This is a genomic window from Pseudomonas sp. GW821-FHT07G06, assembly GCF_058986625.1.
In genome coordinates, this window is record NZ_JBYSVW010000021.1 from 40,533 (window position 1) to 61,033 (window position 20,501).

Here is a 20,501-nt window from a genome sequence, read left to right on the forward strand (position 1 = left end):
CCCCGACCAGGGCTTTTTTGATGGCTGATTGGCTTACACCCACCGATTTTTACCCTGGAATATGCAAAAAAAGACGAAAAAATCGACGGGGCTTTCATCCACCTTCCGACTCGCTGAAAGCCAGTCATGGTGCTGGCTGCGCCCTCCAGTGATGTCAATATGCAACCAGTTTTGGCACTGCCGTTGGTCAGCAAAATTGATCAAAAAATGAACGGAGACGGCTTTTTTCGTTCAGAATACGCAACAGGTCACACGGGCTCCGATGCCCAGCTGACTCAAGAAGCGGAAGTTAAACCTCATATAGACGCCCAGTGCGAATGAGGTTTTTTGTTACCTGAAAATGGAACTAACCGAATGATCAAAAAGTTCATTCGCTAAACTCGCTTTTTTCTTCGCAGCACAACGCCGCAAGATTAAACAATAGAAATTGCTGGATCCTGACTGCAGTCAGCAACGGATAAATTCAACTAGCCGTGCTGAAGTCATGTTGATCCACTAAGAGTACAAAGAGGTAATCATGGAACTTGGTATACTGACTTCGCCAGCCGCGGAATATATTCGCTTGGGCGTTGTATATTTCCATCTTATCGCCTGCTGCGTGGCAATCGGGCTTGTGTTGACCAGTGACATTGCCATGGTCAAGCAACTCCTGAAGGGGGATGTGTCGGGTCACCATGATGACGCGCATCTGGAAAGCCTTCAAAAAACCGTATCGCTTGCACTTGTAGCGCTTTGGATTACGGGCATTGCTATTGTCGGAATAGATTATGCCGGCAAGGGGATGGAATATTTCCTCAATCCAAAGTTGCAAGCCAAAATCGGCATCGTTGTGTTGTTGACCTTTAACGGTTTCCTGTTGCATAGCGCTGTATTGCCGGCACTGAAGAAAGCCGGTTCGATACTCAAACTCTCCTTCAACCTGCGCATGCTGGCGCTGTTCTCCGGCGCGCTCTCTGGTGTGTCCTGGTTTTATGCCGCCATGCTCGGTGTCGGTCGTCCGCTGGCCTGGAAATACTCGCTGGTCGAGTTGCTGGCGGCCTATCCGGTTCTCATCGTCGGTGGCTTTGGAATGATGGTGCTGCTCACCGTCTGGGCGAAAAACAAAAACGCTGAAGGCCGTATGGAGCAACGCACCTGGGGAACCGGAAACGCTGCTCTGGCTGGCTGGTGAAGTCAGGTTGAACAAGCCCGTTCAGCCTTTGCCAATGAATTCCGTTTTTAACTATTTACCCATCTCACTTTTCTCACTTGAGGATATCCAAATGAAATCCATGAAAGCTCTCTTCGTCATCGCCGCTCTTACCGTTTCTTCTCTGGCGATGGCCACCGGTGGTGGTGACAAGACATTCAATCGCATGGAGTCGGCCCGCAAGGTCTCGATGGAAGCCTTCCAGGTTGCGCAGAAGCAGAAGGCTGAAGCCGCTGTAGCTCAAAGCAAGGCCAAGGCGACCAATCGCAGCAACGGCTGATCGGTGTAGCGCGACCGCGCAACACGATGGCAAAAAAGGGACTTCACGGAATCCCGGGGGCACACAAATAACGAAATATCTGTAGGAGCTGCCGCAGGCTGCGATCTTTTGATCTTGATCTTCAGCAATCTTCTGATCGCAAAAGCAAGATCAAAAGATCGCAGCCTGCGGCAGCTCCTACAGGTATCGGTGTTCCCCGCAATGACGTGAACAACCAAAAAAAAGTCGCAAACCCTGCAGGGTTTGCGACTTTTTTTCGATACGTCCTTCAAATTCCCGGGACGTTTTCTACGGGTATGCCTGCCGTTGTGTAGCGTGCAGGCCTAGTTCTGTACCTCAACCACGTCGACATCCGGCGCGTCTGGGGCATCTGGAGCATCAGGGGCGTCTGGAGCGTCAGGGGCATCCGCCACATCCTCTCTGGCTGCCCTCTTCTCGGCCTTGGCCGCCTCTCTGGCCGCGTTCGCATCAGCCTTGGCGTCGTTCCTGGCAGCATCTGCAGCAGCCCGGGCTGCATCTCTGGCTGCATCTGCGTCTGCCTTGGCGGCGTCCCTGGCGGCATCTGCAGCGGCTCTCGCAGCATCTCTGGTTGCATCCGCACCCGCTACACCTGCAGCTTTTGCAGCGTCACGGGCAGCATCCGCCGCAGCTCTGGCGGCATCTCGGGTTGCATCTGCATCAGCTTTCGCAGCATCCCGGGCTGCGTCTGCATCAGCTCTGGCAGCGTCTCTGGCTGCATCTGCGTCATTTTTGGCCGCGTCCCTGGCTGCATCTGCGGCATTGTTGTCAGCCCTATTGGCCCTATCAGCCCTATCAGCCCTATCAGCCCTATCGGCCTTATCGGCCCTATCGGCTCTATCAGCCTTATCAGCCCTATCAGCCCTATCAGCCTTATCAGCCCTATCAGCCCTATCAGCCCTATCAGCCTTATCGGCCTTATCGGCCTTATCGCCACGGGCATTGCCTGGGCCTGCGTTTCCGGCAACACCACCATGGTCACCATCGCCACGCCCCATGCCGCCATGTCCTGCGCCACCATCACCGCCACCATCGCCATGGCCACTGCCAGCGTTACCGCCTCCGCCATTACCACCGTGACCACCGCCTCCGGAGCCACTGCCGCCACCGTGACCACCACCGTTACCACCAGCGCCGCCGCCACCGTGGCCGCCTCCGCCGTCACCACCATGACCGCCGCCTCCGGAGCCTCCGGAGCCACCGCCGCCGCCACCACCGTGACCGCCACCGCCTCCGTTGCCGCCTCCGCCTCCGCCTCCGCTGCCGCCACCACCGCTGCCGCCATCTTTGGCATGCACGCTGGAGAAGCTACCGACGTAATCGGGCACCAGCACAGTCGATGCAGACAGGACTGCGCCAATTGCCAGAGCCAACAAACATTTTTTGAGAAGCATGATGCACCTCCGCTTGGAGTTGCGTAGTCATGTCCGTATCGAACGCAATGTCCAGTGAGTTCCCGGCCGCCCATTGGAGCGGCCAGCCAACCGGCACGGCCATTAATTTGCAGCAAAAACAAGCAACTGCGGTTTCCGAACGATCCTTCAGAGCCAGTCGGCATCTGTACGTGGGAAATATTCCCACACTTTTAGATTAGGCCTGTCAGCCCGTGTGTCAACCACCGACCATCCGGACTGAAGCAGGCGCAGGCCTGGGTTGAGACGACAAAACCCTCGGGGCCGGGCAACAGGCGGGTATCAGTAGGTGTGGGTGAACACCAGTCCAGCCTCGCCATCCGGGCTCGCATCGGAATACCCCTTGACGGCATACAACTGAAACTTCCAGTTCTGATTGAGCTTGTGGGTGAGGAAGAGGGTGAGTTCCTTGATCTGGTCACCCGTGGATACGACCTTCTGCCGCCAGTCGTAGGACACTCCCGCCGTAGTGCGCGCGTACACGGGCATGGCGAAGCCCAGGCCGGCGAATATCGGGTTGTCGAAGTCGGAGCCTGACGGATCGCCGAATTTTTTCCAGCCCAGCGTGGCGAACCCGGTCACCCGGCCGAAGGCTTTGGCGACATCGACCTGGGCGGAATAGTCGGTTTTGCCGGTGCCCAGGCACTTGTCTTCGTCGGCTGTGGGCAACTTGACCTTGCCGATCAGGTCAACGAACAGCCCGCCAATGTTGCCGTCAAGCACGGCATAGTCGGCACCGGCGACAGTGTCGCCCAAACCGCTTTCCACTTTGTCGCAACCGCCGGGCAACGGCTCGCCGTCAGGGCCGACCGAAGGATTGGTGATGCGCAGCCAGGGCACAGTGAGCTTGTAGGTCATGGGACCGGTTTCGTATTTGCCCACCAGCGGGACGTACCAGGTTTCGGAAGTCGTGCCGGTGCCATAATCGCCCCGAGAGTAGTCGGTTCCGATCGAGGTCGAGAAGGTATCGGCCAGGGCCGGCAAGGCCAGGCTGGCCAGCCAACCGATGAGCAGGGTGCGCTTGGGGTCCATGTTCACCTCGTGTCTTGCGTCATCGAAGTCCACACGCAGGCTTTGTTGCGTGACTTACACAGCCTAGTGACTTATGGCGCAAGTGCATCATGCCTTTACTGTTTAACCCGACTTGCCAGAGCGGTCGACTTTTTCAACGGTTTCGACTTTTTCGACTTTTTCGACTTTTTCGACTTTTTCGACCTTCTCGACTTTTTCTGGCCGATCAACCTTGTCTACTTTCTCAACCTTTTCTGGCCGATCGACTTTCTCGACTTTCTCCGGACGTTCGACTTTTTCGACTTTCTCTACCTTCTCTACCCTCTCCACTCTCTCGACTTTGCCGGATTGCTCGACCTTCTCGACTCGCTCCGACTTGCCGGACTTGTCCACGTCCACGTCCACGCGTTCGATCCTGTCGCCACCGCCATGATTGTCATTGCCCCCGTGGCGAGTATCGTCGACGACGCTGCCACCGCTCTCGGAGCGGCCGCTCCTGTCACTGCCCGAGTTCCCCGAATCCCCCGAGTTGCCGGAACTGTTGGAGCCGCTCGAGTCGCCGGGGCTGTTGAAATCCTCCGAGCTGCCCGAATTGCCCGAGCCGCTTGAATCGTCCGTATTTTGCTCGCTGTTTCGAAGTCGCCCGTGCTGGTTGCTGGCGGGCGAATCGGAGCGCTCGCGGGGCAATTCGATACGCGTGGCCTGTACCTCCCGTGCGCCGCTGAACACGCCGGTGACCCGCACGCGTCGATCCAGCGTCAGCTGCGAAGACTGCACACCGGCAAACACGGTGTCGCTCGCCATCGTCACATTGAAGCCACCCACCACCAGGCGACGGTCCTGCCGGCCCTGTACCAGGCCCTCGATCACCGCATTGTGTGCCCGGCCAATGAACGGCAGGCTCGGGTCGGGGCGACTCTGGCTCACCTCCAGTTCGCGGCCCGACCACTGGCCGCGCACCAGCATTTCCTGCGCCGGTCCCGGATGATTGCCAAGTTTGAGCCCTTGCAGATAACCGCTGCGATCGATCGGGCCGATGGCACTGGCCTCCTTGAGGCCGGGCGCGCGATCGATGCGGCTGGCCACCACTTCACCACGGGCGTCGCGCAGCCCGCTGACCCGTACGGGATCACCCGCACGCAGGCCAGGAGCGACTTGAGCACCGTTGGCCAGGCGTACCGGTTGGCCCATGACACGCATGGGCATGGAGTCTCTGGGCAGGGCTGTCAAAGGGCCTTCGTAGACATGCAGGATAGAAATGCGCCCGGCCTCCAGACCGCGCCGGGAATTGAACGCTTCCACGGCAACCACCTGGCCTACTGCCAGGCGGGTGCTGGTGGCGGCAATGCCGTTCTCGCTGACAGGGACGTTTTTGTTGAAGTGCACTTCCACGCCATTGACGCAGATCGAGGCGAACCCGGTGATGGTGCCGACAATGCCGGTGCCACCGATCCCGCCGTTGTCGTCGCTGATGCCCGTACCACCCACGCCGCCGGCGACGGCACCGGTGCCGCCAATGCCGCCGGGGCGTTTGTTCAGCGGTGCGCCGGTACCGCCCACCCCGCCGTTGTCGGTGCCGATGCCAGTACCGCCCATGCCGCCAGGCGCCGCGCCCGTACCGCCGGTGCCACCTGGAGCCTGGATGAGCGGCACTTCACTGCTGCCCGCCTCATTCTGGCTGACACAGGCCGGCGCGGCTTGCAACACAATCGGAAGCCCGAGGCCCAGAGCGAGGGCAGCTGCTCGAATCAGGCGCAAATGGATGGTCATGGCTTGGGAGCCGTCGGTGAGTTGGGATCGCAAGCTTCAGTGTAGAAGTACAGGCCGACCGTGATGCGCTGGCGCGGTTCGAGGCTGGGCAGGTCGCGAAATTCCAGCTCGGCGGCGAGTCGATTGAAGCTCAACAGGGCCTGCATTCCCTCGCTGGCAACGGCCTCGCGCAGCGCCTCGACGCTCATCGGGGCCAGTGCGTCATAGTGGACGCTGCGTTCAAAAAAGGCCGGGCCTTCGCTGCTCAAGTTGTGTACCGCAGCGCAGGCATGATCGTGCAGGTTATGCCCCAGGTAAGCCGCTTTCTCATCGAAGCCCTTTTGCGGCACGAAGGCCTGGGCTTCGAGGTGCACACGCTCCTGTTCGTCAAGGCGCACGACGCCCAGGCGCAGCCATTCGTCCAGCACCACCCGCGCCCGAATGTCCGTGCTGACCTTCGCCACCAGTGCATCGAAGGAACGGTCGCCGCCGACACTGGCCAAGCGAGGCAGCGGCAATGGCTGGCCGGCGTCGTTGCAGAAGGGTGCGCGGGTCCAGGCGTTGACCAGTTGCGCACCGAAGGTGATGTTTTCCGGAAGCGTGGAAGTAGCGGGGTCGCCGGTGTTGCGCAAACGCCGTACGTCCTTGCGATGCACACCGGTGAGCAGACTGATGCGGCTGTCGGTCGGTGACTTGTCGCCCAGACGGAACTCACGGTCCGCCACATCGACGAACACCTCCTTGAGCAGATCGGCGAAAACCAGGTACGTGACGCCTTTGCGCAGCATCAGGCGTACCAGCGGCCGCATGACATGGCGCAGGGCTTTGAGGAGCGAGGTGGGCAAGGTAGACGATTGCATTCAGCGCATTCCCGGACAGTTAACCCCAGTATAGCTGCGTGGGAAATAATCCCATGAATGCAGGCAGTATTTTTTGCGTGCCCCCATGCAAAACCGGTCTCCCGGGTTTTGCATGGGGCATCAGGCCGCTTCAGGTCCGGCTGTTGTCGTCGCCGGGTTCACCGCCGGTGTGGACGCCCTTGTCGTCACCGGGCTCGCCGCCGACGTGAACGCCATGGTCGTCACCTGGCTCGCCGCCGACATGAACGCCATGGTCATCACCTGGCTCGCCACCGACGTGAACGCCGTGGTCATCACCTGGCTCGCCGCCGACGTGAACGCCGTGATCGTCACCTGGCTCGCCACCGACGTGAACGCCATGGTCGTCACCCGGTTCTGCATGGGTGCCACTGCGACCGGAGTTCGAGTTTCCAGAACCGGCATGGCCTGAATTCCCATTGCCACTTCCATGGTCGCTGCCGCTATGGCCACTGTTGCCGCCATTGCCACCGCTGTTACCACCGTGGCCTCCACTGCCGCTACCACCACCGCTGTTGCCACCGTGGCCTCCACTGCCGCTACCGCCGTTGCCACCGTGGCCTCCACCACCGCTACCGCCACCGCCGTTGCCACCGTGGCTTCCACCACCGCCACCATTGCCGCCACCGCCACCGCCGTTACCACCACCACCACCACCACCACCACCACCACCATCCTTGGCATAGGCAGTGGCGTCATGGGAAATGGAGTCCGGTACCAAAACGATGGAGGCCGAGAGGACGCCACCGATTGCCAGCGCCAATAAACCTTTCTTGAAAAGCAGGTAAGTGTTCATCGTGCATTCTCCTGGTGATTTACCGCGAGCAGTGCCAACGCGATCCGCGTTGTAATCCGGGAGCGGCATGGGAGTAAGCTTTATTGTTTATCCTGAAATCTTGGCGTGGGAATTTTTCCCACTCGATGAAAGCTAGCCCTTTCTGGCTCCGGGTCAACCCGCGCAGGAGAAAGCCGACCGACGGTGAGACACGTCAGCACCTGGCGTAAATGGATAACGCAGTGTGAAAGCAATCGAATGATCGGCAGAACGCCAATGGCTCATGGATAAAGGGGAAGTGGCGAGAGACCTCTACCCCGGGTGATCACCGAGACGTCAAGGCGGCTCGGACATGACCTGAAAGACCACCCATAGGGGGAGCGCCATGCCCGCTCCCCTTTTTGAAACAAAGCATTCCAGATGCTCTGTCTCGGCACCCGCGATCAGTCGTGATGTTTGTGCTTATGTTTATTCTTGTATTTATTCTTATGCTTGTAGCCGGAATCGTGGTGGTCGTCGTCATCGGCCATATTGTTGCCGATCGCCCCCCCTGCAGCACCGCCCAGACCCGCGCCGATCAGGCCACCGGTGGAACCACCGACACTGTTGCCGATGACCTGGCCACCCGCTGCACCGAGACCTCCGCCAATAGCGGACTCGGTCTTCTTGCCACTCTTGGCGGTCATTGCGCCCCCGGCCGCGCCACCGACGCCGGCTCCGATCGCAGCGCCAGTGCTACCTCCCATAGCCTGACCGACCACGCTGCCAAGAGCGCCGCCGACACCGCCACCGATAGCCGTGTTGGTGGCTTCGCCGGCGAGGGAGTACTGCGATACAAGCAGACTTAATGCAACAACAGTGAATGACTTACGCATCAGACGGACCTTTAGGAACACACAAAAGGAGAAAGTCTGTTGGTACGAAACAGTCAGGTCAACAGATATTCGACCGTGCGTTGGTTTGGATCAGCCAATCGGTGGGTAGCAGAACCGAACATCCATCAACTTCCCTGGCCCAGGCTCAAGCGGCGCCATCGGGATCACTCGAAATCCTGGTGTCAAATGACTCGACTCCGGAAACGAAGCAGCCCCACCAATACCGCGCAGCGTTATGGCCTTCAGTCCGCGACACCCTGGCGTCGCTTGCGGAATTCGGCGACCTTATGCCGGTTTCCGCACAGCGCCATGCTGCACCAGCGTCGCTTGTGCGATTTGGTGCGGTCGTAAAACATCAATGTACATTCGGCGCTTTCGCATTTGCGGACCAGGCTGAAATCGCCTTCGGCCAGCAACTCCGCGGCGGCGTAAGCGAGCCTGCCCAGACGCTGGTGGCCGGCATCGTCCTGGTGCAAGCGCTCCAGCACCGGCGCGCCCGCCTCCTCCCACACCAGTTGCGGCACGACCCGCAGCAGAAAGGCATTGAGCGCTGCCGGATCCGCCACGCGGTTCTCTCGACGGGCGGCGAGCAGGCTCTCGATGCAATCGCGCAGCTTGCGCAACCGGGCAAGCAACTGCCCGTCACCCTCCGCCACGTCCGCCGCCAGACCGAAACCGATCTGCTCCAGCCAGCGCGCCGCGTCGGCATCGCTGTTGAGCAGGTCGCGCCGCTGGCCTTCGACCACCATTCGGGTGTTCAGCAGATCCAGCGCCGGATGGTCGGCCAGCACCAGCGGTAGGGGCAAGTCAGGCGTGGTGACGGCGTCAGTCATGGAAATCTCCCGGAAATCAATGCACGAATTGTAACCCACAAAAAATATTTTACCAGTTACAAAGTCCGTGCAAAATGAAAACAGGTAACCCGTATAAATAACTTTAACAAGTTACATTGGAGATCCATCATGACCACGCTCCCGCACACCACCATTGCCTGCAAATTCGTCGACGCCGACGGCATCCGGGTTTTCTACCGCGAGGCCGGTGCTGCCGACGCTCCCGTACTCTTGCTGCTGCACGGCTTTCCCAGCTCGTCGCACCAGTTCCGGGGCCTGATCCCGCTGCTCGCGGACAAGTACCGCCTGATTGCACCGGATCTGCCCGGGTTCGGTTTCACCGAGGTGCCCGCCGAACGCAACTACGTCTACACCTTCGATGCCCTCGGCGAGACGATCCGCCAGTTCGTCGATGCGCTGGGCCTCAAGCGTTATGCGATGTACTTCTTCGACTATGGGGCGCCGGTCGGTCTGCGCCTGGCGCTGGCGTACCCGGAGCGGGTCAGCGCGATCGTTTCGCAGAACGGCAATGCCTATCTCGAAGGCCTGGGGGATGCCTGGGCGCCGATCCGCCAGTATTGGGACGAGCCGTCGCCCGCCAATCGCCAGGTGATCAACGATGCCATCCTGCACCTGGAAGGCACGCGCTGGCAGTATGTGGAAGGCGTGAGCAACCCCGATCTCATTGCACCCGAGGGTTATCATCTGGACGCGCTATTGCTGGAGCGCCCCGGCAACAAGGACATCCAGCTCGATCTGTTTTATGACTATCGGAACAACCTGAAGCTGTACCCGGCGTTCCAGCAATTCTTGCGCGATGCCCAAGTGCCAACGCTGGCGATCTGGGGCAAGGGCGATCCGTTTTTCATTCCGCCAGGTGCCGAGGCCTACAAGCGTGACAACCCCAATGCAGTGGTCGAAATGCTCGATACCGGCCACTTCGCGCTGGAGACCCACGCCGTGCAGATTGCTCAACGGATAGTCGACGTGGTGGGCTGCCATCTCGACTGAGAGGTGCGCAGACTAGTTTCTCGTTCCCGGATTCTGCCAGAACGAGGGATCGGCGCTCTTGAGCCGCTCGACTGCGTTATTGATGTGATTGAGCGCCGCATGCCGCGCGCCTTCGGGGTCGCGCGCGGCAATGGCCGAATACACCGCGAAGTGTTCGGCCCGCACGGTCTTGGCCAGATCCCGGCGGCGCTCCTCGTTGGAGCGTGTGATGCGGATCGCCTCTTTGATGAATTGCGCGATGAATTCGTGCAATGAGGGGTACAGCGGATTGCCGGTAGCCCTGGAAATGGAGTGATGGAACCCTAGGTCTTCCTCTACCCCATCGCGACCCGCCTGCTCGGCTGCATCAATGGCCTTCAGCGCCTGGTGGATGGCTTCCAGCTGCGCAGGTGAATGCCGCTGGGCCGCCAGTGCCGCCGCCTCGCCTTCGATGCCGCGGCGCAATTCGGTGACCCTCAATACCGCCTCGATCGAGCCGCCGACATCCAGGTCGATCGTGAACGCTTTGATGTGCGCACCTTCGCTGACCACGGTACCGCTGCCCTGGCGAACCTCCACCAGACCGGCTGACTTCAGGCGCGAGATCGCCTCGCGGATGACTGTCCGGCTGACGCCGAAACGTTCCGAGAGTACGGGCTCGGTGGGCAGGCGATCGCCCGGCAGCGCTTCGCCGCTGGCGATATAGGCCTTGAGGGCCGCCGTCACCTGATCGGACAGCGTGCCCTTGGCGGAGTCCTTCAGGACACCCAGCGCATCGGTGCTACAGGAAGATTTGTCAGGAATGGGCATAGGCATCTCTGGGCTCAAATCGGTGAACGGTACTGCATTTTAGACCCGCCGTCCTCCCTCGATTTAGCCGTTGAATTCGTATGACGTATTATGATAAAAAACGCCACATCATGTAATCCGACAAAAACAACGTCACCCACTACAAAAATAAGGATGGGGGAAACACATGACTGAATCAGTGATTCAAACCGGTGTCGCCGTGCCCGCCGATCGCTTCGAGGATCTGGCGTATCGCAAAGTGGCGTGGCGTATTCTGCCGCTGCTGTTGTTGTGTTATCTGGTCGCCTATCTGGACCGGGTGAACGTCGGTTTCGCCAAATTGCAGATGTCCGACGATCTGCAATTTTCCGAAGCCGTCTACGGCCTTGGCGCAGGGATTTTCTTCATTGCCTACTTCCTCGTGGAAATTCCCAGCAACCTGATCCTGCATCGCGTCGGCGCGCGGTTGTGGATCGCACGCATCATGATCACCTGGGGAATCATCTCCTCGGCCATGGCACTGGTGAGTACGCCAATGTCCTTCTACATCATGCGCTTCCTGTTGGGGATCGCCGAAGCCGGGTTCTACCCGGGCGTCATCCTCTATCTGTCCTACTGGTTCCCGACCCATCGTCGCGGCAAGATGTATGCCCTGTTCGCCACCGCCGTGCCGCTGTCCGGCTTGATCGGCGCGCCGTTGTCCGGCTGGATCATGAGCGCCTTCAACGGTGACCACGGGTTTGCCGGCTGGCAATGGCTGTTCTTTCTCGAAGGACTGCCCTCGATCGCCGTCGGTATCCTGGTGATTTTCTGCCTCAGCGACCGCATCTCCAGTGCCGGCTGGCTCACCCGGGAAGAGAAAACCCTGCTGCAGACGCGCATCGACGCGGAGTCCGCCGGCCACCAGAAACACAGCCTCAAAGAGGTGTTCCTGCAGCCGCGCATCTGGCTGCTGACGGCCATCTACTTCTGCATGATCGCCGGTTTCTACACCGTCGGCTTCTGGTTGCCGACCCTTATCCGCCAGGCCGGCGTCAGCGATGTCTTGCAGGTCGGCATGCTCACCGCCATCCCTTACGCAGCGGCAGCAATGACCATGATCCTGGTCTCGCGTAGCGCCGACCGGCTGCGCGAACGGCGCTGGCACCTGGCGCTGACCGCCGTGCTCGGCGGTATCGGCCTGTTCATCTCCGCCACCTGGAGCGACAACTTCACGGTTTCCATGATCGGCCTGACCCTGGGCTCGATGGGGGCCATGAGCACCCTGCCCTTGTTCTGGAGCCTGCCGACCGCCTTCCTCGGCGGCACGGCAGCGGCAGCCGGCATTGCCCTGATCAACTCCTGGGGCAACCTGGCGGGCTTCGTCTCGCCGTACTTGATGGGGTTCCTCAAGGACGCCACCCACAGCACCACGATCGGCATGTATGTGATGGCAAGCGCATTGTTCCTCGGCGCCCTGCTGGTCTTCAGAATTCCCGGAAAACTCGTCAACCGCTGACGTTTGGAGTAACTCATGAATATTCTCGTGACCGGTGCAGCCGGCTTCCTCGGCCGCCGCCTGATCGAAGCGCTGTTGCTGCGTGGTTCGCTCACCGACCGTACTGGCCACTCCCGGCCCATCGGGCAAATCGTCGCCTTCGACATGGTCGAACTCACGGGGATCGATGATCCCCGGGTGAAAGTGGTGTGTGGCGATATCGCCAACCCTGAAGTACTGGACCGCCTGATCGATGCCAACACCGACAGTATCTTCCATCTGGCGGCGGTGGTTTCCAGCCAGGCCGAAGGCGACTTCGAACTGGGCATGCGCATCAACTTCACCGCCACCCAGAACATGCTCGAACGCGTTCGCCGGCTTGGTACCTGCCCGAAATGGGTGATGACCAGCTCGGTCGCGGTGTTCGGCGGGCAGTTGCCGGAACGCGTCCGCGATGATCAGGTCTGGGCGCCGCAGAGTTCCTATGGCACGCAAAAGGCCATGAACGACCTGCTGCTCGCCGACTACAGCCGGCGCGCCTTTGTCGATGGTCGCAGCCTGCGCATGCCGACCATCGTGGTGCGCCCGGGCAAGCCCAACCTCGCCGCGTCCAGCTTCGCCAGCGGCATTATCCGCGAACCGCTCAACGGCCAACCCAGCGTCTGTCCGGTACCGCTCGATACCCGGCTCTGGCTGATGTCGCCCGCGCAGGCGATCGCCAACCTGATCCATGGTCATGAACTGTCCGGCGAGCAATTGACCCAGGGTCGGGTGATCAACATGCCGGGCCTGTCGATCACCGTCGAACGGATGATCGACGCCCTGCGCCAGACGGCCGGTGCAGAAGTGGCCGGGCGGATCCGCATGGAACGCAATCCGGCGATCGAGCGCATCGTCGGCTCCTGGCCAGGCGCCTTTTGCGCCACCTACTCCCGGGACCTGGGCTTCACCGCGGACGAGGATTTCACCGATGTGATCGAGCAGTTCATCAACGAGTACCTGCCCGGCTAAACCCGATTGAGGAGTTCAACATGTTGAATGCCCCTGCCCGGCCGCTGCTGGGCTGCATCGCCGACGACTTCACCGGTGCCACCGATCTTGCCAACATGCTGGTGCGCGGCGGCATGCGCACCGTGCAAAGCATCGGTATACCCGCCAGCGATGTCGCCGGCCAACTCGACGCCGACGCTATCGTCATCGCCCTGAAGTCGCGGACCGTGCCGGCCGCCGATGCCGTGAAGGAATCGCTCGAAGCGTTGCGCTGGCTGCGCGAGCGTGGCTGCGAACAGATTTTCTTCAAATACTGCTCGACCTTCGACTCGACCCCCGCCGGCAACATCGGCCAGGTCAGCGACGCCTTGCTCGAGGCACTGGACAGTGATTTCACCCTCGCGTGTCCGGCTTTCCCGGAAAACGGTCGCACGGTCTTTCGCGGGCATTTGTTCATACAGGACCAATTGCTCAGTGAGTCGGGCATGCAGCATCACCCGCTGACGCCGATGACGGACGCGAATCTGGTTCGCGTGCTGCAAGCGCAGACCCGGGGCAAGGTCGGCCTGTTGCGCCATGACAGCGTGTCCGGTGGCGTCGAGAGCGTGCGAGCGCGCATCGCGCAGCTTCGCGCCGAAGGGGTGCGCATGGCCGTCGCCGATGCCTTGTCCGATGCCGATCTCCATGTGCTGGGCGAAGCCTGCGCCGACCTGGCGCTGCTCACCGGCGGCTCCGGACTGGCGCTGGGCTTGCCGGACAACTTTCGACGCGCCGGCAAATTGCGCGACCTGGACGCCGCACAAGTGCCGGCGGTCGAAGGCGGTGAAGTGGTGCTCGCGGGCAGCGCTTCGCAGGCCACCAATGGCCAGGTAGCGACCTGGCTGCAGGCAGGTCGCCCGGCCTTTCGTGTCGACCCCTTGGCCCTGGCGGCGGGACAGCCAGTCATCGAGGAGGCATTGGCCTTCGCCGCTGACCATTCGCAAACAGTGCTGATCTACGCCACCAGTACCCCGGATGAGGTCAAGGCGGTGCAACGTGAGTTAGGCGCCGAGCGCGCCGGGCATCTGGTCGAGCAGGCCATGGGCCGGATCGCCGGCAGGCTGCGCGAGGCAGGTGTCCGACGCTTCGTGGTCGCCGGAGGGGAAACCTCGGGGGCCGTGGTCCAGGCGCTGAACATCCAGCTGTTGCGGATCGGCGCACAAATCGACCCGGGAGTGCCCGCTTGCGTCAGCACGCCCGGTGAGCCGCTGGCCCTGGCGCTCAAGTCGGGCAATTTCGGTGGCGCGGATTTCTTCGACAAAGCCCTCAAGCAACTGGCAGGAGTACCGGCATGAACAACGAAAACGCCCTGCGCGAAGAGATCTGTGAGGTCGGCGCTTCGTTGTATGCCCGTGGCTACACAGTGGGCAGCGCCGGCAACATCAGCGCCCGGCTGGAGGACGGCTGGCTGATCACGCCCACGGACGCGTGCCTGGGGCGCCTCGACCCGGCCGCGATTGCCAAGGTCAGCCTCGCGGGTGAATGGGTCAGCGGCGACAAACCGTCAAAGACCCTGGCCCTGCACCGCCAGGTCTACGATCGCAACCCGGGGGTTGGAGGCGTGGTCCACACCCACTCGACCCACCTGGTGGCATTGACGCTGGCCGGTGTCTGGCATGAGGATGACATCCTGCCGCCGCTGACGCCCTATCAGGTGATGAAGGTCGGGCACATCCCGCTGATCGCCTATGAACGTCCGGGCTCACCGAAGGTGGCCGAACGTGTGGCGCAACTGGCCAACCGCGTGCGCGGCGTGATGCTTGAGCGCCTGGGCCCGGTGGTCTGGGAAAGCTCGGTGTCCAAAGCCAGCTTTGCCCTGGAAGAACTGGAAGAAACCGCACGCCTGTGGCTGATGAGCAATCCACGACCGGCTCCGCTGCACCAGACGGCGCTGGATGAATTGCACGAAGCCTTTGGTGTGCAGTGGTAACCCACAGATCGATTTTTTGACCGCAGGAGTCTTCATGCCTCGTTTCGCTGCCAACCTCAGCATGCTCTACCCCGAACATGACTTTCTCGACCGTTTCGCCGCAGCCGCCGCCGATGGTTTTCAGGCAGTGGAATACATGTTCCCCTACGACTACAGCCCACAGCAATTGAAACAGCGGCTCGACGACAATGGCCTGGTCCAGGCCCTGTTCAACGCACCGCCTGGCAATATCGCGGCCGGGGAAAAAGGCACCGTGTCCCTGCCAGGCCGTGAATCGGAGTTCCGCGCCGGTTTCGACCAGGCCCTGGAATACGCCGCGGTACTGGGCAACGACCGCATCCATGTCATGGCCGGGCTGCTGGCCAACGAAGCGGATCGCGCCAGGCACCAGCAAACCTACCTGGAAAACCTCAGCCACGCAGCGACACAAGCCGCCAAGGCCGGGATCACCGTATTGCTGGAGCCGATCAACACCCGCGACATGCCGGGTTTTTTCCTCAACCACCAACATCAGGCCCAGGCCATCTGCAAAGCGGTCGGCCAGGCCAACCTCAAAGTCCAGTTCGACGTCTACCATTGCCAGATCGTCGAGGGCGACGTGGCGACAAAGCTGCGACGGGATTTCGCCGGCATCGGCCATATCCAGATCGCGGGCGTGCCGGATCGCCACGAACCCGACATGAACAACGAGCTGAATTATCCCTACCTGTTCGAGCTGATCGATCAACTGGGGTACACCGGTTGGGTCGGTTGCGAGTACCGGCCGCGCGGCGACACCTCCACGGGCTTGCAATGGCTGCGTGATTGGCAGGGTCGGTCAACTCAAGGCCATGCATAGACGGCTTTTCATCAAAGTTGGATCGCCCCTGATTTCCTGGACGCTGCGAAGTCTCCAATGGTTGCCGACTGCCTCTGACGAGAGGCAGTCGGCAACCATTCAGGATTGGGCATGAATTATTTGCCCCACAGTTACCCGGGTCTTAGGACTGATCCAGTCGTACCTGCATCTCTGGCGACTGCCCCATTCTGAAACAGTTGTACGGGTTCGATACAACTCCACTGTGTCCGTCATTGCCTGTGTTGCCTGCCGATAAGCGCTGCGCCCAGTGCCTGCGGTACTTTCCTGTGGATGGCACACCCGTTGCTCCAGGGTCACGAACAAGACCCATAACAACGAGGCCTCACCCATGGACCATCTACCGCTGCATCACAAGACCGTCGAATTCCTTTCCAGGCAACCGCGCATGCTGATCGGCGCCGAATGGATGTTTGCTTCCAGCGGCGCGACGATGGCCGTGCGCAATCCGGCTACTGGCAACCTGTTGTTGGAAGTGCCATCCGCTGACCATGTCGATGTGGACCACGCTGTAGAAGCCGCGCGCCATGCCTTCGACGACTCCGCCTGGAGTCGCATGCGCCCGCGCGAGCGGCAAAACCTGCTGTGGCGTCTCGCCGAACTGATCGAGCGTGATGCCCAGGTGATCGCCGAACTCGAATGCCTGAACAATGGCAAGAGCGCGCAGATGGCGCGGTTGGTGGACGTTCAATTGTCCATCGACTTCCTGCGCTACATGGCTGGCTGGGCGACCAAGATATCGGGCAGCACTGTGGATCCGTCTTTGCCGCTGATGCCGGATTCTGATTTCCACGCCTTCATCCGTCGCGAGGCGGTCGGTGTGGTCGGTGCCATCGTCGCCTGGAATTTTCCCTTCATGCTGGCGTGCTGGAAACTTGGCCCGGCCCTGGCCACCGGTTGCAGCCTGGTACTCAAACCGGCCGATGAGACACCACTCAGTGCGCTCAAGCTGGCCGAACTGGTGCTGGAGGCCGGTTATCCCACCGGTGTATTCAACGTGGTGACGGGGACAGGGCTCAATGCCGGCGTTGCCCTTACCCGCCACCCCGGCGTGGACAAGCTCACGTTCACCGGCTCAACCGAAGTGGGCAAGCAGATCGGCAAGACGGCCATGGACAACATGACCCGCGTCACCCTGGAACTGGGCGGCAAGTCCCCCACCATCGTCCTGGCCGATGCCAACCTGCAGCAGGCCGCCGCCGGCGCTGCCAACGCCATCTTCTTCAATCAAGGCCAGGTGTGCTGCGCCGGGTCACGCCTGTATGTACAGCGCAAACACTTCGACCGGGTGGTGGGTGACATCGTCGACGTCGCCAATGGCATGAAGCTTGGCAACGGCCTCGATCCCAGCGTGGACATGGGGCCGCTCATTTCCGCCAAACAGCAGGACCGGGTGCACCACTACATCGAGATGGGCCGCGAGTTGGGCGCCACCATCGCCTGCGGCGGCGAAAAATCGGGCCCCGGTTACTTCGTCAAACCCACGGTGATCGTCGACGTCGACCAGAAGCATCGCCTGGTTCAGGAGGAAATCTTCGGCCCGGTGTTGGTAGCCATCCCCTTCGACGATATCGACGAAGTCGTGCGGCTGGCCAACGACAACCCCTACGGCCTGGGTGCGAGCATCTGGTCTAACGACTTGGGGGCGGTACATCGCATGATCCCACGCATCAAGTCAGGCTCGGTGTGGGTCAATTGCCACACTGCCCTCGACCCGGCACTGCCCTTTGGAGGCCACAAGCTTTCCGGTGTGGGCCGTGAAATGGGGGCGGCGGCCATCGAGCACTACACCGAACTCAAAACAGTAATGATCAAGCTGTAGCCCCCCATTTTCAGGCAGGGGCCGGTAAACGCGGCCACCGTCTGTTTTTTATTCTGGCGGGTACGCCGTTGCCCGCCCACCACTCAAATCAAGGAGTTGCCCATGCCAAAATATGTAATCGAACGAGAAATCCCGGGGGCAGGAAAGCTTTCGGCACAAGAACTCCAGGCGATCTCGCAAAAGTCCTGTGCCGTGCTTGGCACCCTGGGAACACAGATTCAATGGCTGCACAGTTACGTGACGGACGACAAGGTCTACTGCCTGTACATCGCGCCGAACGAGCAACAGATTCGCGAGCACGCCGCACAGGGCGGCTTCCCGGCCAACCGCGTGTCCGAAGTGGTTGAAATCATCGACCCGACTACCGCCGAATAGATCGTCTGCATGGGTAAGGCTGTCGCTCCGCCGGAGCACAGCCTTGCTCACGGCATCAACTTTGCTCCATGCCTTTGAGCTTGCGGTACAGCGTCGCCCGACCGATGCCCAGGCTGCGCGCTGCGGCCGACAGATTGCCGCCGTTGGCCTCCACCGCGGCCTTGATGGCACGCAATTCGGTGGCGTGCAAGGTAGCCTGCTCTTGAAGCAGCGGCGTGCCTGACCCGACTTCGGTCTGGGCGACACAATTTTCCAGGACCTCGTCCGGCAGGTGCTGCAAGCCAATTTCCCCTTCATTTTCCGCCAGGGCGGCTGCCAGTCTCAGGGTTTGGTAAAGCTGTCGGATATTGCCTGGCCAGCGGTAGGCCAACAGCGCCTGTAACGCCACGCTGCTCAGTTGAACCGGCCGGTGTGCGCAGGTTTCAGCGCGCAGCAAATGGCCGATCAACGTCCGAAGGTCGCTGCGTTCGTGCAGGGCTGGCAGGGACACACGCAGGCCATTGATACGGTAGTACAGATCCTCGCGAAAGCCCCCATTGTCCGAGAGTTGCTTGAGGTCGCGGTGGGTGGCACAGATCAGCGCGCAATCCACCTTGATCACCTGATTGCTACCAAGACGGGTCAAACTGCGCTCTTGCAGCACACGCAACAGTCGACCCTGAAGCTCCAGGGGCATGTCGCCGATCTCGTCGAGAAAGAGCGTCCCCTTGTGGGCCTCTTCGATCTTCCCGCTGGCGCCCCCCTTGCGACTCCCGGTAAAGGCGCCTTCAACGTGGCCGAACAGTTCAGATTCGATAAGGCTGGCCGGGATGGACGAGCAGTTGATCGCGACGAAGGCTTCGCCGGCGCGCGGGCTGCCTTCGTGTAACAGTCGGGCAAAAACTTCCTTGCCCGTGCCGGTTTCGCCATTGACGAGCACCGGGATGTCGTGGGCGAAGGCCTTGCGTGCGCGGCCAAGGGCCTCCTGCAAGGCAGGGTCCTCCAGACAGGGCCCCGATTGCGGCGCTGGCGCCTGTTCGGCAACGATGGCTGGCAGGAATTTCGCCGGCTGGCCCCGCGCCGGCTTCTGGCCAGGCCCCATGGTGATGCAAGCGTGCAGCTCGCCGCTGTGGTGACTGTGCAGGCGCAGCGGTGCGCTGAGGTCATGACGGCGATAGCAGGCAGCATGGATGAAGGGCATGTCGAACAGCTCGGAGAAATCCAGACCGATCTGGATGTCTCCGAGCTTCAACAGCTGACCGGCGATGCGGTTGGCGCACCGTAGCTTGCCGGCCGGGTCGAAAGCCAGCAACCCCTCCATGGGCGTGCCAAGGATGTCGAGTCGATGGTGCACGTGCACCAGCAGCACTTCGCCGAGCTGGGCGAACATGCGGTTTTCTATGGCACGGGCGGCAAACACCAGGGACTCCAGGGTGTAGATCGAAGGCGCCCCCTGCTTACTGCTCGCATCCAGGACACCGACGATACCGCCGTTCAAACCGAAGATCGGCGTGGCCAGACAGGAAAACTGGCGCGCCTCCTCCAGATAATGTTCCTCGCCAACGAAAAAAACCGAATCGCGCTCGGTCAGGACGCAACTGGGGGCGGTGGTCCCGACATTCTGTTCGGAAATCTGCGCACCTACGCGGAACACCTGATTCAACTCCCGATTTTCTGTGCTGCGCCGGCCCAGGCTGCTGATCACCACGCCTTCCAGATCAAGGCACGCCAGTACCCAGTCCTTGGGCGACAGGGCCGCGTGCAGTTGTTCCATTTCCGGGGTGGCACAGCTCAAGAGCAGGCGGTTGCTTTCAGCGATCTGCGAACTGCTGGCGACGACCGGCGCTTCGAACAGCAGATTGTCTTGATGACATATTCCGTAATTGCGCGAGCGCTGCCACGAGCGTTCGACCACTTGGGTATCGACGAATCGTTTGCGCGAAGGAGGCGTCGCGGAGGGGGTATTGGTTTTGCGCATGGAAGGCATCTCGCGGGCAGGTGTCTCGAACTGGGTCAACCTGACCCCAAGCCACTGTCTCAGTTTGAATCAGCGAAACAACGGGGCAATTCCCGGGCTTGTTTCGATCGCTCAAAATATTATTCATGTTGTTGATTTATATGGTTTTTTCACCAAACAGCAAAAACTGGCACAGGCCCTGCTCAATGACATCACCAAGCCCGGACTTCCCCTCCGACCTTGGGTTAATCATAAACAAAAACAATAAAGGTGATGT

The 20,501-nt window shown here is 60.8% G+C and carries 21 protein-coding genes; 12 read left to right on the forward strand and 9 right to left on the reverse strand.

Annotated features, from left to right (window positions below):
* Positions 1-126: 126 nt before the first annotated feature.
* The 3 genes from AC3WJW_RS26720 (at position 127) to AC3WJW_RS26730 (ending at position 1,469) form a co-directional block, all read left to right on the forward strand.
* A complete protein-coding gene (locus tag AC3WJW_RS26720; RefSeq protein ID WP_493728064.1) occupies positions 127-321 on the forward strand; it encodes a hypothetical protein in 195 nt (64 codons plus the stop codon).
* Between the two features lie 196 nt (positions 322-517).
* Complete coding sequence (locus AC3WJW_RS26725) at positions 518-1,171, forward strand: hypothetical protein (RefSeq protein WP_095967121.1); 654 nt, start codon at positions 518-520, stop codon at positions 1,169-1,171.
* Positions 1,172-1,262: 91 nt separating this feature from the next.
* Entirely contained in the window at positions 1,263-1,469 is a 207-nt protein-coding gene (locus AC3WJW_RS26730) for a co-regulatory protein PtrA N-terminal domain-containing protein (protein ID WP_407802004.1), read from the forward strand.
* 604 nt (positions 1,470-2,073) lie between these two features.
* Here AC3WJW_RS26730 and AC3WJW_RS26735 read toward each other — a convergent pair.
* The 7 genes from AC3WJW_RS26735 to AC3WJW_RS26765 all read right to left on the reverse strand — a co-directional run bounded on the left by AC3WJW_RS26735 (position 2,074) and on the right by AC3WJW_RS26765 (position 9,020).
* Positions 2,074-2,781 (reverse strand): hypothetical protein, encoded by a 708-nt coding sequence (locus AC3WJW_RS26735; protein ID WP_493728065.1) that lies wholly within the window; start codon positions 2,779-2,781, stop codon positions 2,074-2,076.
* A 400-nt stretch (positions 2,782-3,181) separates the two neighbouring features.
* Positions 3,182-3,931, reverse strand: a complete 750-nt coding sequence (locus tag AC3WJW_RS26740) for a hypothetical protein (RefSeq protein ID WP_493728066.1) — start codon at positions 3,929-3,931, stop codon at positions 3,182-3,184.
* A 102-nt stretch (positions 3,932-4,033) separates the two neighbouring features.
* Positions 4,034-5,680, reverse strand: a complete 1,647-nt coding sequence (locus AC3WJW_RS26745; protein WP_493728067.1) for a DUF5666 domain-containing protein — start codon at positions 5,678-5,680, stop codon at positions 4,034-4,036.
* On the reverse strand, positions 5,677-6,519 hold the full coding sequence (locus AC3WJW_RS26750; protein WP_493728068.1) for a DUF6502 family protein: 843 nt from the start codon (positions 6,517-6,519) through the stop codon (positions 5,677-5,679). Before AC3WJW_RS26750 ends, AC3WJW_RS26745 begins: the two co-directional genes overlap by 4 nt.
* A gap of 130 nt (positions 6,520-6,649) precedes the next feature.
* On the reverse strand, positions 6,650-7,333 hold the full coding sequence (locus AC3WJW_RS26755) for a hypothetical protein (RefSeq protein ID WP_493728069.1): 684 nt from the start codon (positions 7,331-7,333) through the stop codon (positions 6,650-6,652).
* A gap of 422 nt (positions 7,334-7,755) precedes the next feature.
* Positions 7,756-8,187, reverse strand: a complete 432-nt coding sequence (locus AC3WJW_RS26760; RefSeq protein WP_007971259.1) for a glycine zipper domain-containing protein — start codon at positions 8,185-8,187, stop codon at positions 7,756-7,758.
* A 242-nt stretch (positions 8,188-8,429) separates the two neighbouring features.
* Entirely contained in the window at positions 8,430-9,020 is a 591-nt protein-coding gene (locus tag AC3WJW_RS26765; RefSeq protein ID WP_493728070.1) for a CGNR zinc finger domain-containing protein, read from the reverse strand.
* Positions 9,021-9,149: 129 nt separating this feature from the next.
* Here AC3WJW_RS26765 and AC3WJW_RS26770 point away from each other — a divergent pair, with 129 nt between their 5' ends.
* Complete coding sequence (locus tag AC3WJW_RS26770; protein ID WP_493728071.1) at positions 9,150-10,031, forward strand: alpha/beta fold hydrolase; 882 nt, start codon at positions 9,150-9,152, stop codon at positions 10,029-10,031.
* 12 nt (positions 10,032-10,043) lie between these two features.
* On the opposite strand, the gene AC3WJW_RS26775 is transcribed toward AC3WJW_RS26770, so the two are convergent.
* The gene (locus AC3WJW_RS26775; protein WP_493728072.1) at positions 10,044-10,826 is read right to left on the reverse strand and encodes a FadR/GntR family transcriptional regulator; all 783 of its coding nucleotides are present in this window, start codon (positions 10,824-10,826) and stop codon (positions 10,044-10,046) included.
* Between the two features lie 160 nt (positions 10,827-10,986).
* On the opposite strand from AC3WJW_RS26775, the gene AC3WJW_RS26780 reads away from it, so the two are divergent.
* The 7 genes from AC3WJW_RS26780 (at position 10,987) to AC3WJW_RS26810 (ending at position 18,288) form a co-directional block, all read left to right on the forward strand.
* Entirely contained in the window at positions 10,987-12,297 is a 1,311-nt protein-coding gene (locus AC3WJW_RS26780; protein WP_493728073.1) for an MFS transporter, read from the forward strand.
* A 15-nt stretch (positions 12,298-12,312) separates the two neighbouring features.
* Positions 12,313-13,287, forward strand: coding sequence for a D-erythronate dehydrogenase (gene denD, locus AC3WJW_RS26785; RefSeq protein ID WP_493728074.1), 975 nt, complete (start codon positions 12,313-12,315; stop codon positions 13,285-13,287).
* A gap of 20 nt (positions 13,288-13,307) precedes the next feature.
* The gene (otnK, locus tag AC3WJW_RS26790; protein WP_493728075.1) at positions 13,308-14,600 is read left to right on the forward strand and encodes a 3-oxo-tetronate kinase; all 1,293 of its coding nucleotides are present in this window, start codon (positions 13,308-13,310) and stop codon (positions 14,598-14,600) included.
* The gene (otnC, locus tag AC3WJW_RS26795) at positions 14,597-15,235 is read left to right on the forward strand and encodes a 3-oxo-tetronate 4-phosphate decarboxylase (RefSeq protein WP_493728076.1); all 639 of its coding nucleotides are present in this window, start codon (positions 14,597-14,599) and stop codon (positions 15,233-15,235) included. Before otnK ends, otnC begins: the two co-directional genes overlap by 4 nt.
* A 34-nt stretch (positions 15,236-15,269) precedes the next feature.
* Entirely contained in the window at positions 15,270-16,073 is an 804-nt protein-coding gene (gene otnI, locus AC3WJW_RS26800; protein ID WP_493728077.1) for a 2-oxo-tetronate isomerase, read from the forward strand.
* A 349-nt stretch (positions 16,074-16,422) separates the two neighbouring features.
* Complete coding sequence (locus AC3WJW_RS26805) at positions 16,423-17,913, forward strand: aldehyde dehydrogenase family protein (protein WP_493728078.1); 1,491 nt, start codon at positions 16,423-16,425, stop codon at positions 17,911-17,913.
* A 102-nt stretch (positions 17,914-18,015) separates the two neighbouring features.
* Positions 18,016-18,288, forward strand: a complete 273-nt coding sequence (locus tag AC3WJW_RS26810; protein WP_493728079.1) for a DUF4242 domain-containing protein — start codon at positions 18,016-18,018, stop codon at positions 18,286-18,288.
* Between the two features lie 55 nt (positions 18,289-18,343).
* Here the strand turns inward: AC3WJW_RS26810 and AC3WJW_RS26815 are convergent, their stop codons facing one another.
* Positions 18,344-20,245 (reverse strand): sigma-54-dependent Fis family transcriptional regulator, encoded by a 1,902-nt coding sequence (locus AC3WJW_RS26815; protein WP_493728080.1) that lies wholly within the window; start codon positions 20,243-20,245, stop codon positions 18,344-18,346.
* Here AC3WJW_RS26815 and AC3WJW_RS26820 point away from each other — a divergent pair.
* Complete coding sequence (locus AC3WJW_RS26820) at positions 20,244-20,492, forward strand: hypothetical protein (protein WP_493728081.1); 249 nt, start codon at positions 20,244-20,246, stop codon at positions 20,490-20,492. The genes AC3WJW_RS26815 and AC3WJW_RS26820 overlap by 2 nt on opposite strands.
* Positions 20,493-20,501 lie beyond the last annotated feature (9 nt).

What these genes read in the sequence shown, in the direction of transcription:
- AC3WJW_RS26760 (WP_007971259.1), bottom strand. Translation starts at nt 8,187, where the DNA reads ATGCGTAAGTCATTCACTGTTGTTGCATTAAGTCTGCTTGTATCGCAG.
- AC3WJW_RS26735 (WP_493728065.1), bottom strand. Translation starts at nt 2,781, where the DNA reads ATGCCAAAGATGGCGGCAGCGGTGGTGGCGGCAGCGGAGGCGGAGGCG.
- AC3WJW_RS26730 (WP_407802004.1), top strand. Translation starts at nt 1,263, where the DNA reads ATGAAATCCATGAAAGCTCTCTTCGTCATCGCCGCTCTTACCGTTTCT.
- AC3WJW_RS26780 (WP_493728073.1), top strand. Translation starts at nt 10,987, where the DNA reads ATGACTGAATCAGTGATTCAAACCGGTGTCGCCGTGCCCGCCGATCGC.
- AC3WJW_RS26750 (WP_493728068.1), bottom strand. Translation starts at nt 6,519, where the DNA reads ATGCAATCGTCTACCTTGCCCACCTCGCTCCTCAAAGCCCTGCGCCAT.
- AC3WJW_RS26815 (WP_493728080.1), bottom strand. Translation starts at nt 20,245, where the DNA reads ATGCGCAAAACCAATACCCCCTCCGCGACGCCTCCTTCGCGCAAACGA.
- AC3WJW_RS26810 (WP_493728079.1), top strand. Translation starts at nt 18,016, where the DNA reads ATGCCAAAATATGTAATCGAACGAGAAATCCCGGGGGCAGGAAAGCTT.
- otnK (WP_493728075.1), top strand. Translation starts at nt 13,308, where the DNA reads ATGTTGAATGCCCCTGCCCGGCCGCTGCTGGGCTGCATCGCCGACGAC.
- AC3WJW_RS26805 (WP_493728078.1), top strand. Translation starts at nt 16,423, where the DNA reads ATGGACCATCTACCGCTGCATCACAAGACCGTCGAATTCCTTTCCAGG.
- AC3WJW_RS26740 (WP_493728066.1), bottom strand. Translation starts at nt 3,931, where the DNA reads ATGGACCCCAAGCGCACCCTGCTCATCGGTTGGCTGGCCAGCCTGGCC.
- otnI (WP_493728077.1), top strand. Translation starts at nt 15,270, where the DNA reads ATGCCTCGTTTCGCTGCCAACCTCAGCATGCTCTACCCCGAACATGAC.
- AC3WJW_RS26720 (WP_493728064.1), top strand. Translation starts at nt 127, where the DNA reads ATGGTGCTGGCTGCGCCCTCCAGTGATGTCAATATGCAACCAGTTTTG.
- AC3WJW_RS26765 (WP_493728070.1), bottom strand. Translation starts at nt 9,020, where the DNA reads ATGACTGACGCCGTCACCACGCCTGACTTGCCCCTACCGCTGGTGCTG.
- otnC (WP_493728076.1), top strand. Translation starts at nt 14,597, where the DNA reads ATGAACAACGAAAACGCCCTGCGCGAAGAGATCTGTGAGGTCGGCGCT.
- denD (WP_493728074.1), top strand. Translation starts at nt 12,313, where the DNA reads ATGAATATTCTCGTGACCGGTGCAGCCGGCTTCCTCGGCCGCCGCCTG.
- AC3WJW_RS26745 (WP_493728067.1), bottom strand. Translation starts at nt 5,680, where the DNA reads ATGACCATCCATTTGCGCCTGATTCGAGCAGCTGCCCTCGCTCTGGGC.
- AC3WJW_RS26755 (WP_493728069.1), bottom strand. Translation starts at nt 7,333, where the DNA reads ATGAACACTTACCTGCTTTTCAAGAAAGGTTTATTGGCGCTGGCAATC.
- AC3WJW_RS26775 (WP_493728072.1), bottom strand. Translation starts at nt 10,826, where the DNA reads ATGCCTATGCCCATTCCTGACAAATCTTCCTGTAGCACCGATGCGCTG.
- AC3WJW_RS26820 (WP_493728081.1), top strand. Translation starts at nt 20,244, where the DNA reads ATGGAAGGCATCTCGCGGGCAGGTGTCTCGAACTGGGTCAACCTGACC.
- AC3WJW_RS26770 (WP_493728071.1), top strand. Translation starts at nt 9,150, where the DNA reads ATGACCACGCTCCCGCACACCACCATTGCCTGCAAATTCGTCGACGCC.
- AC3WJW_RS26725 (WP_095967121.1), top strand. Translation starts at nt 518, where the DNA reads ATGGAACTTGGTATACTGACTTCGCCAGCCGCGGAATATATTCGCTTG.